Genomic DNA, 17,898 nt, shown 5'->3' on the forward strand with positions numbered 1-17,898 from the left:
GCCTTCGTCGATCTCGCCGCCCTCGGAGTCGCCGACCGCTGGGCCGACATCGCCGTGGCATCGATGAGCACGATGTGGAACTTCGGCACCGGATGGGAGGACACCCTCATCGAGGCGTACGGCGTCGACCCCGACCGCGACCGACTCGCGTACTACCTGCGGCTCTGGAACGAGACCTGACCCGGACCTCTCCGAGGCGGCCGTCGAGGCCGTCGTGCACCGTCTCCGTCCGCCCGGCGGCACCCGGATGATCGTCTCGAGGAGTAACGTCACTTCTCGTGTTGACCCTCCCCGCTCCGGCGCGTCGCCTCCCGCGTCGGCAGGGCTTCGCCCCCGCCCAGGCGATCGCCCTCGGCTTCGGGGCGGCGATCCTCGTCGGCACCGCGCTTCTGATGCTCCCGTTCTCGTCGCGCAGCGGCGTCTGGACGAACTTCGTCGATGCGCTCTTCACCTCCACCTCTGCGGTGTGCGTGACGGGACTCATCGTGGTCGACACCGCGACCTACTGGAGCCCGTTCGGCAAAGTCGTGATCCTGCTCCTGATCCAGCTCGGCGGGCTCGGCATCATGCTCTTCGCGGCCCTGATCGGCTTCGCGCTCGCTCGCAAGCTCAGCGTGCGTTCACGGATCTTCGCCGGCACCGAGACGAAGTCCACGGGTGTGGGCGACATGAAGCGCACCGCGATCGGCATCCTGATCACGACCTTGATCATCGAGGCGGCGGTCGCGACGGTCCTGTTCGTCCGCTTCTGGACCGGCTACGACTACGACGTGGGCCGAGCCGCCTGGCACGCCGTCTTCCACGCCGTGTCGTCCTTCAACAACGCGGGGTTCGCGCTGTACACCGACAGCCTGATCGGGTTCGTGTCCGACCCGTGGATCTGCATCCCGATCTGCATCGCGATCATCCTCGGCGGGCTCGGCTTCCCCGTGCTTCGACAGCTCCGGAAGGAGTTCAGGAACCCGCTGCACTGGTCGATGAACACGCGGATCGTGCTCGTCGCCACCCTCGTCCTGCTCACCCTCGGCACGGGGTTCACGGTGGTCGTGGAGTGGAACAATCCCGGCACGCTGGGACCGCTCGATCCCGCCTCCCGCATGCTGGCGGGGTTCTTCCATTCGGTGCAGGCCCGCACGGCCGGCTTCAACTCCGTGGACACCTCGCTCATGCACGATGAGACCTGGCTCGTCACAGATGTGCTGATGTTCATCGGAGGCGGACCGGCAGGCACCGCCGGCGGCATCAAGGTGACGACCTTCGCCGTCCTGTTGTTCATCATGTGGACCGAGTTCCGCGGCGGGACCGCGGTGAACGTGTTCGGCAAGCGGCTCTCGCGGTCTGTGCACAGGGAGGCCATCACCGTGGTGATCGTCGCCCTCGCCGCGGTGATGAGCGCAGTGATCGCGATACTCGCGATGACGGATCTCGACCTCGATCGCGTGCTCTTCGAAGTCGTCTCGGCGTTCGGTACCGTCGGCATGTCTACCGGCATCACGGCCGATCTGCCGGCGGCCGCGCAGCTCATCCTCGTTCTCCTGATGTTCCTCGGCCGGCTCGGACCGCTGACGCTGGGTTCCGCACTGGCCCTGCGCCAACGGCAGACGGCGTACGAGCTGCCCAAGGAGCGCCCGGCGATCGGCTGACCGGTCTCCCCCCACGATCGCTCGACGACAAGGACACCACATGACCAAGTTCCTCTCCTTCACCCCCGACGCCCGGCGCATCGCCGAAGCCGATTCCGTCGCGGTGATCGGCCTCGGACGCTTCGGGACCTCCCTCGCGCTCGAACTGATGTCGTCGGGCACCGAGGTCCTCGGCATCGACGCCGACGAGGACATCGTGCAGTCCCTCAACGGCGAGCTCACACAGGTGGTCAGAGCGGACTCGACGCGGCTCGACGTGCTCCAACAGCTCGCGGTCGGCGAGTTCGATCGTGTCGTCCTCGCGATCGGCAACGACATCACCGCGTCGATCCTCACCGCGTCCCTGCTGCTCCAGTTGCAGGTGCCCGTGATCTGGGCCAAAGCGGTCGACGAGCAGCACGGGGCGGTCCTCGAACAGCTCGGCGTGCATCGCGTCATCTATCCGGAGATTCACACTCGTGTCGAAGCGGCTCGGTCACTCGTCGATCTCGGTCACGAGCGACATCTACACGCACCTGATCGGCGACGCCGCTCGACGTGCTGCGGAGAGCGCATCAGCGCTCGTTCCGCGAGCAACTGCACAACGAGTGCACAACCACGGCATGAAGGCGGATACGACAGAGGCTCGGAACCTCGCGACTTCCTCGTGATTCCGAGCCTCTCAATGGTCGGGCTGACAGGATTTGAACCTGCGACCCCTTGACCCCCAGTCAAGTGCGCTACCAAGCTGCGCCACATCCCGTTGTTTAGTTTTCGGACAGTCCCGCCGCTCTAACTCACCTGACCCCCAGGCGTCCAAACGGTTCTACTCGGGCCAAGAACCGCGTAGTTCCAGGGCTCAGATCATGCTCGGCAGGTCATGACTTGCACGGTTTGCATGATTCTGGTCCCCTTCTGGTCCCCTGAGAATCCGAACTTCGCGCGTCCAAGCCATCGAGCAAGGTATCCGGCGCGGCATCAGCGATTCCCTCACCAGGCAGCCGAAGCGTGGGCTCTGTGAAAATGATGTGGGCAAGGTTGCATAAGGTTGAATGACTTGATGTAGGATGGGGAACCATGAGCAATGAGTACGTCGACTATCTGACCATCGCGCAGGCCGCCGCCTATGTGGGCGTCTCGGCGGCCACATTGCGCCGGTGGGATGCGGCAGGCACGCTGACCGCCGTCCGTCGCCCCGGCAGCCAGTACCGCTTTTATCGCATTGCTGACCTGGAGCCGTTTCGCCTTGAGTACAACACCGCGGAGAAAGCCAAGGACGTGGTCGCTGGCTTCTTCGACGCAGCAGACGCAGCGATTAGCGGCAACCCGCAGCTGCGTGAACCTCAGAAGGAGGCCTACGAAGCCGCCATCGAGCACTTCGCTCAGAAGACGACGCCGGCGATCATCCAGCTACCGGTCGGCTGCGGAAAGACAGGTGTCGCGGCGATCCTCCCCTTCAATCTCTCACACAAGCGGACGCTCATCATCGCGCCGAACACCACCATCCGGCAGGGTCTCTACGCCGACCTGAACATCTCGAACGCCTCCTGCTTCTGGAAGAAGGCGGGCGTCCTCGACTCCTTCACGTCCGGACCGTTCACGGCGTTGGTCGACGGCCCGAAGGCCAACATGGACGACTGCGTCAACAGCCACATCGTCGTCGCCAATATCCAGCAGCTTGCCAGCAGCGCCGATCGCTGGCTATCGCAGTTCCCGAGCGACTTCTTCGACCTAGTGATCATCGACGAGGGCCACCACGTCGCCGCCGAGAGCTGGCAGAAGGTCGTGCGGGCGTTCCCCCAAGCGCGCTTCGTCAGCCTGACTGCGACACCTTTTCGTGCCGACAATAAGGAACTGCTCGGTGACCTGATCTATCGGTACCCCTTCGCTCGAGCCATGCTTAACGGCTACATCAAGCACATCGTCTCCGCCTCAGCACATCCAGCCGAGATCACCTTCACCGCGCGCGGCGGAAGCGACACCTACACGCTGGACCAGATCCTCGAACTCAAAGAAGAGGCCTGGTTCCGTCGCGGGGTCGCGCTGTCGGACGAGTGCAACCGCCACATCGCCGAGAAGGCAGCTGAGAAGCTCCAGGCGCTCCGGGCGGCGACTGGCTTCCCTCACCAGATCGCAGCGTCAGCGATGTCGATCGATCACGCCGATCAAGTGCGCGCGATCTTCCAAGAGATGGGCCTGCAAGCAGAGACCATCCACAGCAGGCTCGCTGACGACCGGAAGGCCGCGGTGCTCGCCAAGCTCCGCAACAACCAGATTGACGTCATCGTGCAGGTGGCCATGCTCGGCGAGGGATTCGACCATCCCCCACTGAGCGTGGCAGCCATCTTCCGCCCCTACCGTTCTTTGTCGCCTTACATTCAGTTCGTCGGCCGCGTGATGCGTACTGTCGACCTAAACGACCCGAACAGCCCCAACAACCAGGGCTTCGTGGTCTCCCACGTCGGCCTCAATAACGAAGAGCAGTGGGACGAGTTCCGCGACCTCGATACCCACGACCAGCAGATCGTCCGAGGGTGGGCCCGTGGAGAAGGAGCCGAATCGACCGGACGAAACGGCAACCGCGATCCCGAACAGACGGCGCAGCGCTTCGACGACCCTGTGGCCCAGGACGAGCGCCTCAGCCACTTTCTCAATCGCTCGTTCCTAGACCCCAACGACGATCGGGTCATCGACGAGATGCTGGACGCCAAGGGACCGGGCGGCTTCTCCTTCCGCGAGCTCGGCATCACCGCGGACATGCTGCGGGCACAGTTGTCTCACCGCAAAGAGCACGAGGAGGAGCCCGCCGACTCGGTGCCGGTCCAGCCACAGGTTAGGCGTCAGACACTGCGGGCCCGGCTTGACAGCCGCTCAAAGTCGATCCATCAGCGCATACTCGCCGACCTCGGTCTCGCCCGCGCCGGCTTCGACGTCAGCAGGGCCATCAAGGGAGCGCGCGGCAACAACGCCGACGCGCTTTACGTCCTGCTGAACCGGGAGATCAACGCGTTCGCTGGGCAGGGAAAGAAGAGTCGAGACAAGTGGACACTCGACCAGCTACAAGCCGCCTATGACTCGCTCGACGAGATCGGAGACCAGGTGGCCGAGATGATCAGAACAGCGATCGAGGAGTGAACCGATGGCCGCGGTAAAGAACATCCTGAAGCACGTCAGCGCGGAGACAGCGGGGCGACGACGGAAGTGCTACCGGAAGAAGACGCATGTGATCCTGAAAGGTGATCCATGCCTCGTCGTCCGCGACGGACCGCAGAGCCAGACCACGTATTGCACTCTCTGCGCCTCCGAGATCCTGGCGCAGGCGGACAAGTCGCTCGCGGCACTTCATAAGCGCTTCGCAGCTCTCCACGACGCGGGATCTCAGGCATGATGGCAGCCGATGATGGTGTCGCTGAGAATGTTGACGGGTGCGAACCGGCACAGGGCGTTTCGGAGGTGGGCTGATTCAGGGTGGTATCGCCCGGATCGTGAAGAAAAGCGAACCACATCAGCGAGGTGATCGCGGACACGCGCGCGAGCTGGTCCCGATCGTTCGGGTCGTCCGCACCTGGCGCACAGCAGATGTCCGATCCTGCGCCTCAACGAAGTGCGGGCGGGAGCGTGGCGGTGTGTCAACTTCCCCGGTGTATGGCAACGACCGTGGATGGTTGGAAGCGGATACTGGAGGGGTCTCCTACGATGGTATACATCATGGATTCGGGAACGTATCCGGGTGTGCGCAGCCAGCCTTGGACACGCGCTCTCTGTCCTCGTTCGTCCGCGATTTCGAGGAGGATCGCTTCGGCATCTTCGTAGAGGTGTGTGGAGCGAAGCCGTCCGGCCGACCGTCGACCCATGAACTCCTCGATGGGTGGTGTTCCTGTGGCGGCACTGGCGGCCCATTCCATCAGTTTCCCGTTCCCGTAGATGATGTCCGTGATCACGTTGTTGGTCTGCACGCGGTGCCAGACGTCCATGAACGTGGTCTGCGGGATCGTTCCCGCGATCGCCTCGCTCATATTTGCCAGCAGGCGTGTCATGAAGACGGAATTGTGGTGAACGCCGACGGGAACAAGGGTGCTGAGCACGGCTCGTGCGCCGGCTCGGACGAGGAGGTCGGCGACGGCGACGGGCCCTGCTCCGCGGGGACCGGAGTGGCATGCGCTCAGAATCACGAGTGGTGGCATGGGTCCGAGGTCGTCGCCGGTGCTGTGATTTTCGCCGATGGCGAGGCCCGCCATGTTGGCGTCGGCATCGTAGACACCGTGCGCGCTGAGGACGAGGACCTCAGGGCGGTGAGCGGCAATCGCGTTTGCAACGTCTGCCGGAGTGGACGCATCAACGATGTCGACAGAGATGGATCGGGCCGGGTCGGTGAGGTGCGTGGCCGCGGAAGTCCAGGCTTGCCGGGAGGCGACACCGACTGGGTCGGTGGCGGGGATGCATTCGACGACGAGGATACGCATTCCCTCGCTGAGGTCGACGGGGTGGTCCGGGATGAACTCGATTTGGAAGGCTCGAGTGAGCGGGTTGATAGGACGGTAGGCGATCGGGACGAGTGCGGCGAGCGGAGTGGAGTGGCCGGGCAGGCGTACGAGCCCGATCGGGAAGTTCGTGAACGCGTCGATACGGGACGCGGTGCGCAGGATGTTGTTGAACCTATTGGTGAAGAAGGGCCGCATTGCTTCGTCGAGCTTGGCGCGAAGGCGTGCTTCCTTGGCGGGCGTTATTCCACGGTTCGACCGTGCGCTATCGATCCAGTAGCGTTCGAGGTCGGCGAGTGCGAGGAACGCCGCGTCGGGGATGGGGTCAGTGATAACGCCGACGGAGTTGTCCCCGGCAGTGTTATGCGCGACAAGCAGGCGGAGGACATCCGGCGGGTCGCCGGGCGCGGTGCCCGGTGGGGTCGCTGTGGGCTGCTTAGCCAGCGTGGGAGATGTTGTTCGTGTCTCTTGCGCGAGGCGGCCGACGAGACGCCGATAGCGAGGAGCGACGCCGGGCATGCCGAGGGTCAATGGCACGTTGAGATTGCGTGCGGCTTGGGCGAGTTCGACGTCCACCACTTCTCCGGCGTCGGCGATCGAGTGACCGTCATCTTCCAAGTTGGCCATCGTGTCGAGGAAGGCGCGCCAATTCAGCAAGTTGATCGCTCCGTCGTAGAAACTTGCGTCGTGTGTCCACGTGGGTGCTCCGGTTCTTTCGATGGCTTTCAGGAGCCGACGGAGCGCGAGCGCGGAACCGTTTGGGGCGATGGTTGGGGACCACTCGGGCGGGCGAGGATCGAGCGAAACCCCGTGGGGGAAGTCAGGCTTCCAGAGGTCGCTGATTGTCTGCCAGTGGCTTTTCAGCATCGCGGCGTTCAGGTCTCTGACGCGAACCGGTGGGAGCGCGAATCCGCCGTCTCTGGATGCGGCGGTCGCGGCGGTGAAGTTGTCGTCATCGCTGATGATCAGCATGGGTTCCCCGAGTCGAGTGAGCCCGGCGAGCATCATCGGGTTCTGGATCGCGTATGGCGGCACGGGAAAGATGAGGTGTCGGCGCTTTTCGCGGAGTTGGTCGCGAATAGCGGACATGTAGGGGATATCGACGGTGTCGAATCGGGTCGAGGGCAGGTGGAGGGCGTACCAGACCGCGGGCAGGATTGGCACAAGTTCGGGATCGAAGCTGACCGCGGGGTCGTCCACTCCCGGAAGTGTGTGTGCGATGGGTTTATACGCCTCGTCCTCGGTACTGCTGACAGGGCACACAACGAGATAGATAGGTCGCGGGTGATTCAGGCGGGTGCTGCCGGCCTCTGACTGGAAGTCGTCGCTCATTGCGCGGCCGCAACGAGACGGCGGTCTGGACGTACGGCGGCGTGCGGACGCTGGAGCGCGGTGAGGGCCCGTCGCATGTGGATACCTGTTCGTCGTCGTTAGCCTTGCCGCGCTTCGGTGCGGGTGCGGGTGCGGGTCTAGGTTAGCGGGCACGGTGGCACCCGCGTCGGCGTGCCGGCTCGGGCCAGCTTATGGACGGACGAATTGCCCGACTAGGGTGACCAAGCCGCCTCCTGCATGCGCGCAACCCGGTAGTCCGCATCCTCAAAACTGTCCTCGATGTCCGCGATGACGACGGCTGTGCCGTAGACGACTGCAGCGTCGGCGCCCGGTACTGCCGCTTGCTCCGCGTCTAGCAACAGCAGGCTCTGCAAGCTCGCGATCTCGTCCCATCCAGATCGGCCTCCTTCTGCCGAGTCCTTTGCGGTCGACAAGTCATCAGTGATCGCTGAGCCGATGACCGTCAGAATGTTGCTGAGCGCGGACACGTACTCGGTCCCGGCGTGAGCGGAGGTGAGTTCATCGATCTGCGCTTTGAGACCGACAAGACGGTCCCAGGATTCTTCAATCACCCGTCCTTCCTCGTCGGGAATCAGAGTGCTCCCGCGGACCGCAATGACCGCCGCGATCGAAGAGAGACGGCGAGCTTGCTTGAGGTAAGCCGCATAGGGATCAGAAATTGGGGTCGGAGCGATCGAGCCTGCGAATGCGGAAGGCGCTCCACGATCGCCAAGTGGGATCACCCCGTGATGCGCAACCTGGAAGATCGAGGCAGACAAGTAACCATCGGCTGAGCGCAGTCCAATCCATAGACGTCGGTCTGGATGTTCGACAGCAGTTCTCGCTGCATCGGAGAGAGATGCGAGACCATTTAGATGGGCGAGGAGGCTCTCTCCGTCCACGATGATCGCTATGTCTCCGGGCGGCCAACTCATCATCGATTGTTCGGAGGAACTCGGCACTACAACGACCGCGTACCCCGCGCTCGCGAGCGCAAGTCGCATGCGTTCAGCCTCTTTGTGCAAAGCTGCGGAAGAGCGCTCGGTCGCAACGGTGGCTGCTGCGGCAATCCGAGCGGTTCCCGTGTGTCGCCCAGCAGCGGCCCGCATGGATACACGCATTGACAAGTCCGATCCAGCGCTGGCGGATGCGACCATTCGCAACTGGCGAAGACAGTCAAGTAGCTGAGCGCAATCGGGCGGGTCAGGGAGGTATCGATATCGGTCGAGTTCAATCAGTGCACCGACCTTTGGGATGAGACTGTCGAGCGTTCCGACAGTCAGAATGGGGCGCCGCTCGGCTACATCTGCCCGTGCAAGATTTGGAATGACTTGCTGGAGCAGCATTCGCACGACGGTGACGGCATCGCTCTCGACGGGATAGTCACCGAGAGCGCCAGGCACTTCGTCCATGTAGCCCTCGTCCGCCGGAGAGTCCATCTCGGAAAGCAGCGCGGTGACCGACTCGAACCGGCGAACAATCCCTTGAGGCACAGCTCGATCACCTAGGTGGGCGATCGTGATCTCTGGGAGCAGATCGAGGAGCGCCCCGAGTGCTTTTGCCTCGGCCGCAAGCTTGGACGTCAACGTGCCCGCGCCGTACTTTCGCGACAAGGCTCGAGCCTGGGCTCTGTTATCGGAGACTTCGAGGGCATGGGGCAGATTCTCGCGGGGAATCGCCTTGTCAACGAGCGGGTAGTCACCGACCTTTGCCAAACGCCCGAGGGCATCCACCGCACCCACCCGGGCGATCAACGCTGTCGGCGCAAGAGCGAGGGCTAACCGGCACACATCAACGACAGCCTCGTTCTGGTTCGGCTGCAGCTCCTCGTCGACGAAGATCCATCTGCCATCCACCCCGTCGGCCACGCGTTCCAGCGACGCTAGCCACGGTGTCTCTGTAGCGATCCTGCGCAGGAGGAACTGCTCGCCGCCGGCTGCTATCACAGCGCGTTCCGCAAGCTCAGGTGCCGCGCGGCGCAACGCCTCCGTCATGTCGGCCGCGTCGTGCAGCGGCCATACCGTCAGGCGCGCACCGATTGCACCCGCCGTGGCCTCCAGGGCCGCAACGTCAAAACCGCGAAGTACGGTGATTGCCTGCAAAAGGAGTTGGGTAGCCTCATCATCGGGGACCACAGCGGTCGTGAGTTCCTCGACCAGCGTCGTGTCGATCTTTCGCCACAAGGGTCGCAGATCCGGATCGGTCGGGACGCTGCGTAGCCGCTCGACGGCTGCCCCGATCTCAGGTTTGAAGAGCTCTTCTGTGTCGGGGCGCGGCTTGGTGCGGGACATCGTAAACGCGGTTACAGCGTTGCCAGCATCAACGTCACATTCATCGAGAATGCGCTTCCAGTCGTCGGCCCGCCTTCGAAGTCCATCAGAACGGAAAGCGGATGCGACTGCGATGAGCGTCTGGAGGGTGCGATCGTGTGTGATGCGTTCGGTTGCGGCCTGGATCATCACGGCTTGGTCAGCCCCGGACTCAAGTGCTCGTCGGAGGAACCGTGCGAGCTCTGCGCTGGCCACCAGAGGGACAATGCGCTGGAGGGTCTCCTGCTGTCCAAAGGGGTGAGATGCCCGGGCGAGTGCTGCGGATCGGATTTCGTGCAGCGGCCGCATGAGGTTGCCCGAGTCCTCAACGACAAGGTGCTCGTCTATGAGGCGGCGGCTGGCAGCGACGAATGCGCCGTGATCGGTATCCAGAGCGGATTGGATCGCGTGGGCAGGGACGGCGACGCCGTATTGGTTGGCACACGATGCGAGCCGGAGGATCTCAAGCTCAAGATGTCGGCTCGGTTCTGCTTCGCGTGCGGCGACTTGCGCGCTGACGACAGTGGCGAGATTCACACCCTCGGTGAGCAGCGTGACGTACTCCAGTAGAAGGCCGTCTGCTCGCTCGGCTGGTTCCCGCCATCCGGCCCATTCAGTGAGATTGTCCGCCCGGTAGTCGCGCCAAAGCTGCTCTGCAAAGCTGTCGTCAAGCATCGGCGTTATCGTGGCGATGGCCGACAACAGCGGGACAGGGAAGCGGTCTTCCTCTCGAATCGAAACAATGGCGATCACGTTCGACAGGTCCGCGAGCCGTCTCAGTAGTCGATCGAGGAGATCTGGGTCGTGGCGCCCAGCGTCGTCGATGAGGACTCCCACAGGCGCATACGCACTCGGCCGCAAAGCCTCAATGCGCGCGGAAAGAAGTGCGACAGCATCGCGCCCTGTGCGCCCCGTTGGTATCAGCGATTGGACATGCTGCCAGCGATATAGCCTCCGGGTTTCGTACGCGGCTGCGTACGCGAGTGCGCTCTTGCCGCTGCCGCTCGGTCCGGCGATGACTGCCAACCGGCGGGTCGCCGCGACGTCGACCACCTGCTGTGTGAGTTCAACACGAGGCACGAGCAACCCGGCAACGACGTGAGAAGCTCCCACGTGCACGCCCTGCCGCAGGTCCGAACCATCAGCAGATGACCCCCAATCGATTGCCTCGCAGATCCCCAGCGACCTTGCCTCATCGAGCAAGTCGAGGTCGACGGTCGCAAGGACCTGGTCTATGAGGACATCGATGCCTGCGATGTCCACGGCCGCTCGCTTCGCGATATCTGGGTCCGCGTTGGCGTCGCTAGCCTGACCCACTTGGGTGCAGACGGCAGCCACAATGATCTCCGCAAGACCATCCGGAAAATCACGAGCCCCGGCAACGATGCTGATCGCCTGCGCGTGCGGATCAGAACAGATTACAACTGAGGTTGAGGCCGTAAAGGCAACCAAGTCCTGGTCGTTATCGAAGGAGAGAGCATCGAGTTCCTTGGCCAATTCACTCGAGGCACTCGAGCCGGGTTGTGCAGCCTCACTCCCCCACTCGGGAACTGGGATTCGAGCGACCGGGCGCTCAAGCAAGAGGATGGTCTCGGCCGAGAGTTCGGCTTCCTTGCGCTTCACCCAGGTCTTCGCGACGGAACGCAAGTCTTTTCGCAAATCTGTAGGGGCGAAATCGCCCGCGCTCTCGCGTCGCGACTTAACCTGAATGAAGAATGAACCGCTCGACGACTGCACTGAAATGTCGTCAAACTCTTCGGGTGTCACGACCGCTGTCGCGTCACCCTCGCTCCACAGACGCAATACAACAAGTGTGGCGACCAGATCCTGAAAACGAAAGCCGCGCCCGGCACGCGCACCCGCCCGGGAAGCAGCCCACAACGCAGCCTGCGAGTCGGTCGGCACGCTAGCTAACGCTGGGTTGACAGACGGTGAGGCCTCCCGTTTCTGGCTGCGGCGCTCTTGCGCAGCAGCTCGTCGGCGCGCTTCGGCATTCGCGCGCTCAGAGCTTCGACGAGTCATAAATTGGGGGTATCGACGACTGACGATGCACCCAAGTGTGCCGGATGTAGCTCGTTGAGGATGTCGGTACTCACAGCAGTGCAGTACCCCCGAACGTCACGAACATGTCATGCGCCATCGATCTCGATTGGAAGCTGAAGGTCAGTTGCGATCGGCGTGTAGAGATCGACGTCTTGTTCACGGGACTTGAGGGAGACGATCAGCGAATAGCGGACAGGAAGGTTGAGACGGTCTTTGCGCTGGTTGCGTTTCCACCACCCGCCAACTGGGTATACGCCGATCACTCCGCTGGCCGCCAGTTCTTGTCCAGATCCTTCCCAGATGTCTTGGTGGAGGGAGCCAAGGTTGCGCTGATTCGGTCCGATGAACCACCGATCCGAGCCCGATGACGGGGCGCTGCGAGTCGATTCTTCGTCGTCTTCAGCGTCGCGGTTGATGCGGGAGATGAACTCGGTCTCGGTCTCGGTCGGTGACTTGAGCTCGAACCGAAGGAGATGTGAAGCGTAGGAGTATCGCTGCCTCCAACCTCTCCTAGAGGCGGACGGTTCAACAAAGTAGGACAACGTGACCTTGAGTGTGACATCGCCGGCACCGATACTTTCGAGCACTTCGACGGGCCACGGCATCGCGTGGAGTCTGAACCTGCGCATCTTGTATTCGTTCCCCTCGAAGGGGACGAACGTGTCTTGTGTGACCAAGGTGACGGACTGTCTGGATGAACGAAGCACTGCGTCCTCTGTCGGCACTCCCCACCCGTATCGTCTCAGTAGTTCGAGCTTGGGTTCCTTCTTCGTGCCGGTCGCATCGAATTCGGCCCGCATCGCGGGTGTCCAGTCGGCGGCATGCACAAGCAGACCGCGAACAGTCTCTGGCCAATAATCCGGGTAGTGAGCCATGGTGAGCGCCGCCAAGCGGGCTGCCTGTGCCGTGGCGGCGCTCGTTGCGTTGGCGGAGGTGAGTGCGAGGTCGTTGTGTATCCCTGTTGAGCGCAGCGAGAGCAATGGGTGACGGTCTTCGTATCCGGACCCGCCGTCGGTGAGGACGTTCCCGCCTTCGAAGCAGATGTCTGGCTTGATCGGCCATCTGCTCTTGCCGAACGGGAGCGACGTCCGACTGTGAGGTGACAGCTCACCTTCTCCGGCCATCGCTGTCCATCCCGAGTACTCCGGATCGGTCGGCAAAGTCACGAGATTCGTATGGGCGCCAACGGTCAGAGCGTTCCAGGATTGCGCGGGATCTTCGACGCCGGATGTGTCGGATTCGAGGCGGTGATCCGGCTGGTAGCTGTCGACGTTGCCTGTGGCAATGACGAGTAGTCGACTAGCATCACGGTCGGGTTGGGACAGCAGTTGTAGTTGGTTCCCATCTCGGATGATGTCTGTGCCAACCGCGAGCGCGTCTACTGTCGCGGACCAGAGTGTTGGGACACCTGGACGGTCCGGATCGCTGGATATCGGCATGCAGAACACGCGTTTGCGCTGCGCTGCGATCTCGGCCAAGGCGACTGCCTCAACAGTGACTGTTCCGTAGTCGAGGGGGTCGGTGTCGGGCTCGTCAGGTTCCGGGAGGATTCGGACTGACTCAAGTCGGTGATGCAGCTGAACCGTTCCGGTCCCAGTAAGGAGATCGTCCAGCGAGCCGTACAGCGCGAGGCCGGCCATGGAGGTGCCGTGGCCTTGCCTGTCGTTTCCTGAGGTCCCGATGATCGTGTGGAGATCTCCGGGGTCGAGGGAGTTCGAAAGCAGTCGGTGTGTCCGGGCTACTCCGGTATCGAGGTGGCAGACCGCCGGAGCGTCCTTCGATGCTGAGACCACACGAGACGCAAGGTCGTCGACGTACTCATCCTGTTCGCTAGGGAGTAGGTCTTCGATCGTGTCGACGAACTCGGGACGGCGAATCTCCGCAATCGGGACGTTTGTGAACGGTAGGATTTCGAGCTGTTTCCATGTCGCCTCGATCCACACGACGACTCTGTCGTTCAGAGCAAGTGAGCGGTCCAACAGTTTGAGTTCGTAAGCGGACGCGAACTTTTGAAGGGCGTCGATACTCTGCTCTGATGGATCTAGCCAGAGTTCCCACCAACGGGATCCAGACTTTGGCGGTTCGCCGTCGGATTGCCAGAGGTCCTCGAGAATGGCTTGGCGGATCCTGGAGATATTGGCGACAAGAGCTCGGTTTGCGGGGTTCCCGTCTGGGGTCTCCCACTTGTCTTCTGATGCCTTCGTGATCTTCTTCTCGAGATAGTCCTCGAATATCTTCAGGAACTGAGGACGATAGGCGTCTGCCACCCAGACGATTGCCCGCTCTGGCAGAGCATCTGTTGCTGGTTGCACCGATAAGAGCAGCCATTGCGGCACTTTCGGCGTCTTGCGGTGTCGCGAGAAAGCCTGAAGCGACTCAATCTTCAGCGGGTAGGCAGCTTCCTCTCCTTCCAGAGTGATGACGCTGCCGAGGGCCTTCAGTTCGTCGGCGCTGAGGCTTGTATTGCGTCGCTCGTCATCGATGTCAGAGAAGGCGTCCTGAAGCTGTCCCTTGATGGCGAGACCGTGGGCACGGTACTCAACTGGGCGAATCTTGGGATTGCCCTGCCCGCCACGGGAGAAGTCCTCATTGCGTGCTCGGTCGAGTACATAGAGGTGGGTGAGATGTCGGAGCTCGTCAGCCAAGGCTCGCCGTTCGCCGGGTGTCCAGCGCAGCGATGAGATCGTTGGCGGTGATGAGTGAGTCGCCCCGCATCAGGACGGACTTGGCGGAGGCCTCGGCGGCCTTGACGAGGTCTGCGTGGCTGAGTCCCTCGGTGTGCGTGTCGACGTTGTCCCAGCGCATTCCCTTGATCAGTGAGCCCAGTCTGCCCTTGATGACGGATCGGGCCTGCGTCTTATCGGGGAGGTGATAGGTGAGGACCATGTCGAACCGCCGGAAGAGTGCTTTGTCCAGAATGGAGCGGTGATTGGTAGCTGCTATCACGATGCTCTCTGGGCTGGACTGTTCGAGGAACACCAGGAACGAGTTCAGAATTCTCCGGGCCTCGCCGACGTCATTACCAGAGCGGTCAGCTCCGAGGGCATCAAACTCGTCAAAAAGATACACGCCGCGACGTTCTGCAACCGCGTCAAATACGAGTCGCAGCTTGCCTGCGGTCTCACCCATATATTTGCTGAGCAAGCTATCGAGCCGAATGGTGAACATAGGTAGCGATAACTCGCGCGCGAGTACGGCGGCGGTCATAGTCTTTCCGGTGCCTGGCGGTCCCTCAAGGAGCAGTCGATGCGTGGGGTCGAAGCCGTGTTCGAGGAGGGTTTTTCGCTGTCTTTGCTCCGCGATTACCTGCTTGAGCCGCTCCACGAGTTCGCCTGGCCCAACGAGGTTCTTCAGGGCCACTTCCGGGTGTGTGACCTCGATCAGATCTGCCAGGTCGCCGCGTGGCTTGGCCAGCTTGGTGACGTTGCTACGGGGAGTTGACTGCCGAGAGGCGTCGACGGCCTTCTTTATGTCGTCAGCAAGCAAGTGGTGCCCTTGACGGGCTTCTCGTGCGGCGACTTGGAGGGCGACCGAGTAGAACGCTGAGTCGTCACCGGACGCGTGACTGCGGACCATGGCAGTGATGTGTTCCCCTAAGCCAGCCATCACGCCTCCTCGCAGCATCATTTCATCGGGTAGATTCCTCCCCGCTCATTCTAGGGTGCCGGCGCCGTCGAACTTCGGAGCGCCTCGGGGCCTGCAACCAGTGTCTAGCCGACCCCCGACGTCGCGGCGAAGGTCACGGCCCTCCCCCACGGCGGCCGCAAGATCTCTCGACACTCACCCGGCCCTGCCAAAGGCCCGCTCAAGATGCTCGGCGGTGGCGGGGTTCACGGTCTCGTTTCGCTGGATGTAGTGCTGCATCGTGATCCGCGGGTCAGTGTGCCCGAGGAGTTCGGAGGCGAGGAGCGCGCCTTGGGCGTCGTTGATGACGGTCGCGACGGTGCGGCGGAAGCGGTGCGGGGTCACGTTGCCGATTCCGGCGTCATCCATCACGTCGCGTAGGAGCCGGCGGATGTTGTTCGTCGTGTGCGGCGTCCCCACTCGTGTGCTGAACAGCAGCGCGCCTGGCTCGGTGTCGCCGCTTCGCAGCAAGCGTGAGCGGATCGCCTGCAGCGCGAACGACGGCAGCGCGACGCGGCGAACCGAGCGATCAGTCTTCGGGTGTTCCTGCCGGTGCGTCGTCTCGCCCTTGCGGCTGATGATCGTGCCTGCGATCCGTGCCGTCGGGATCGGGCCGTCCAGATCGAGATCCTGGAGGCGGATGGCGAGAACCTCCCCGATGCGGGCAGAAGTGCCGAGCAGGACCTCGACAATCTGCCCCAGTTGCCGATCCGGCCTCGGCCCCGCCAGTATCCGACGCGACTCCCATGCCTTGATCGCTGCCCGAATCTCATGCACTTCGGCGATGGTGAACGCATCCGGGATGGTCTTCTTCCGGTGCAGCCTGGAGACGTGATCCATCGGGTTGCGAGGCAGAATCTCGTGGCGGACCGCGAGCGCGAGTGCGAGCCGTAGGACGACGCGAGCATGCTTGGCGCGGCTGTGGCTACGTCTGGCGAGCTGCTTGAGAAAGTAGTCGCAGCGAGCGACCCCGATCTCCCGGAGCGTGAGCTCATTGAACGCCGGGAGCACGAGGGCGCGCATGTCCCGCTCGTACAAGTTCCTGGTGGTTCGTGAAAGTCGGTCCTCGATCTCCATGTCTTCCAACCAGTAGGCGACGAGTTCAGGGAAAGAGCTGTCAGCGCTCATCCCGTTGAACCCCGGCTGGTACAGGGAGCGTTCGGCGAGCTTCTGCTTCAGCTTTCGCTCGGCAGCGGAGCGCGAGGACCCGGTGGCCTGGACGAGCCGGCTCTTGCCGTCCCAGTCGCGGTAGCGGGTCTTCGCGATGTGGTTGCCGCCGGGCTGTGCACTGGTAGCGATGACTCCGAAGGTGCCGATCGGGGTTCGGGGCCTACCCACGCGGGCTCTCCGCACCGCCGGGAAACGTGGCGGCGCCGGCGGGTTCGCGCATGGCCTCCATCCAGGTGCGGACGTCGCGGACGCCAAACATGATGCGCTTCCCGAACCGATAGGCGCGGGGGCCCTTTCCGTTGGTGCGCCAGTCATAGATGGTCGAGACGGGGACACCGAGGTAGTCGGCGAGTTCGTTGATGTTCAGGAGTGGTTCCAGCCCGTGGGAGCTGGGCTGTGGGTCATCGTTCATCCCTCCAGTCTCGAAGCCCTTGGCGTGTGATGCTGCCGTCGGCAGGTACCGGACCTTGCCCGAGGCGGATGACGAGTGATGTCGTCAGTCAGAGGAAGCCTGCGGCGCTGCCGATCCCACTCTCCCGAAGGGCTCGCCGTTCGCGGTGTTCACGCAGTCGGGTTCGGGCCAGGAGTAGCAGGCTCACCGGGCCGATCGCGATGAACTTGAGCGCGTTCCAGCAGAACAGCAGCACGAGGAGGTTGAGCCAACCTGGGCCGCCGCCTGCGATCAGGTTGGCGCAGATGCTCGCGGCGAGCAGATACGGCGCGGCGAGGAGCATCGCGGGGATGCCCCATTTCAGTCCGCGGCGGGAGCGGACCAAGTCGAGGAGGATGTTGGTGGGCATGTACCGGCGCAGAAATGCGCGGGTGTGGATGCTGAGGGTCCAGAGCTGGCGGATCATGACGGCAGTCCTCTTCCAAGGGTCTGGCGACAAAGAACCTTGAAGGACTGCCCGTGTTGGGCGATCATGCCGTCACGCTCGGGGTGACGGCGACACACATTTGAAAGCCGCCTTGCTTACCCCGACTGTACGTCGCACTCACGACATTCGGAAGGCTTAGCGAAGGCGGGCCGGGCCGCGTTCAGACCGCAACGCCCCGCCCGGAGCGTACCTGCGATGTCGGGATCTCGGCTTCTGACTGCCGCTCTGTCATCCGGCGAAGGGCGGACAGTGCCGCTTTCGCGCGGGCGGCGTCGATCTTCTGCACATCGCTGTCGGGCGCCGCCCCGAGCGGCGAGCGACTGGTGATGCCGTACCGGTCGCGGTACGCGGCCACGGTTCGCGCCTGCCGTCGCCACACGGTCCCAATGCGCTGCTCTACTGGCTTCTCTCCGAACGCAAGCGTCCATTCCTCACCCCC

At 63.0% G+C, this 17,898-nt stretch carries 11 protein-coding genes, 1 tRNA gene and 1 pseudogene; 4 read left to right on the top strand and 9 right to left on the bottom strand.

Features of this window, described 5'->3' with window-relative positions:
• The 3 genes and pseudogenes from KZA10_RS00205 to KZA10_RS17550 all read left to right on the top strand — a co-directional run.
• Positions 1–180 (top strand): annotated as a pseudogene (locus tag KZA10_RS00205) (aminoglycoside 3'-phosphotransferase); the annotation flags it as partial.
• Between the two features lie 98 nt (positions 181–278).
• Positions 279–1,643 (top strand): TrkH family potassium uptake protein, encoded by a 1,365-nt coding sequence (locus KZA10_RS00210; protein WP_218681869.1) that lies wholly within the window; start codon positions 279–281, stop codon positions 1,641–1,643.
• Positions 1,644–1,683: 40 nt separating this feature from the next.
• Positions 1,684–2,346, top strand: a complete 663-nt coding sequence (locus KZA10_RS17550) for a TrkA family potassium uptake protein (protein WP_256934176.1) — start codon at positions 1,684–1,686, stop codon at positions 2,344–2,346.
• On the opposite strand, the gene KZA10_RS00220 is transcribed toward KZA10_RS17550, so the two are convergent.
• A tRNA-Pro gene (locus KZA10_RS00220) sits at positions 2,309–2,385 on the bottom strand. The genes KZA10_RS17550 and KZA10_RS00220 overlap by 38 nt on opposite strands.
• A gap of 314 nt (positions 2,386–2,699) precedes the next feature.
• Between KZA10_RS00220 and KZA10_RS00225 the strand changes: the two genes are divergently transcribed.
• Positions 2,700–4,757 (top strand): DEAD/DEAH box helicase family protein, encoded by a 2,058-nt coding sequence (locus tag KZA10_RS00225; RefSeq protein WP_218681870.1) that lies wholly within the window; start codon positions 2,700–2,702, stop codon positions 4,755–4,757.
• 494 nt (positions 4,758–5,251) lie between these two features.
• Here KZA10_RS00225 and KZA10_RS18480 read toward each other — a convergent pair whose 3' ends face one another.
• The 8 genes from KZA10_RS18480 to KZA10_RS00265 form a co-directional block, all read right to left on the bottom strand.
• A complete protein-coding gene (locus KZA10_RS18480; protein WP_218681871.1) occupies positions 5,252–7,303 on the bottom strand; it encodes a CHAT domain-containing protein in 2,052 nt (683 codons plus the stop codon).
• A 344-nt stretch (positions 7,304–7,647) separates the two neighbouring features.
• Positions 7,648–11,649: a dsDNA nuclease domain-containing protein gene (locus KZA10_RS00235; RefSeq protein WP_218681872.1), complete on the bottom strand. Its 4,002-nt coding sequence runs from the start codon at positions 11,647–11,649 to the stop codon at positions 7,648–7,650.
• A 224-nt stretch (positions 11,650–11,873) separates the two neighbouring features.
• Entirely contained in the window at positions 11,874–14,432 is a 2,559-nt protein-coding gene (locus KZA10_RS00240; RefSeq protein WP_256934179.1) for a S8 family peptidase, read from the bottom strand.
• Complete coding sequence (locus KZA10_RS00245) at positions 14,425–15,273, bottom strand: AAA family ATPase (protein ID WP_256934180.1); 849 nt, start codon at positions 15,271–15,273, stop codon at positions 14,425–14,427. Before KZA10_RS00245 ends, KZA10_RS00240 begins: the two co-directional genes overlap by 8 nt.
• A gap of 294 nt (positions 15,274–15,567) precedes the next feature.
• Entirely contained in the window at positions 15,568–16,749 is a 1,182-nt protein-coding gene (locus tag KZA10_RS00250) for a tyrosine-type recombinase/integrase (protein ID WP_218681874.1), read from the bottom strand.
• Complete coding sequence (locus KZA10_RS00255; protein WP_218681875.1) at positions 16,742–16,993, bottom strand: helix-turn-helix domain-containing protein; 252 nt, start codon at positions 16,991–16,993, stop codon at positions 16,742–16,744. The genes KZA10_RS00250 and KZA10_RS00255 overlap by 8 nt, the downstream gene beginning before the upstream one ends.
• A gap of 88 nt (positions 16,994–17,081) precedes the next feature.
• Entirely contained in the window at positions 17,082–17,438 is a 357-nt protein-coding gene (locus tag KZA10_RS00260) for a sulfate permease (protein WP_218681876.1), read from the bottom strand.
• 181 nt (positions 17,439–17,619) lie between these two features.
• On the bottom strand, positions 17,620–17,898 hold a 279-nt coding region (locus KZA10_RS00265; RefSeq protein WP_218681878.1), incomplete at its 5' end, for a hypothetical protein.

Source organism: Microbacterium sp. BF1 (assembly GCF_019279095.1).
Taxonomy (GTDB): domain Bacteria; phylum Actinomycetota; class Actinomycetes; order Actinomycetales; family Microbacteriaceae; genus Microbacterium; species Microbacterium maritypicum.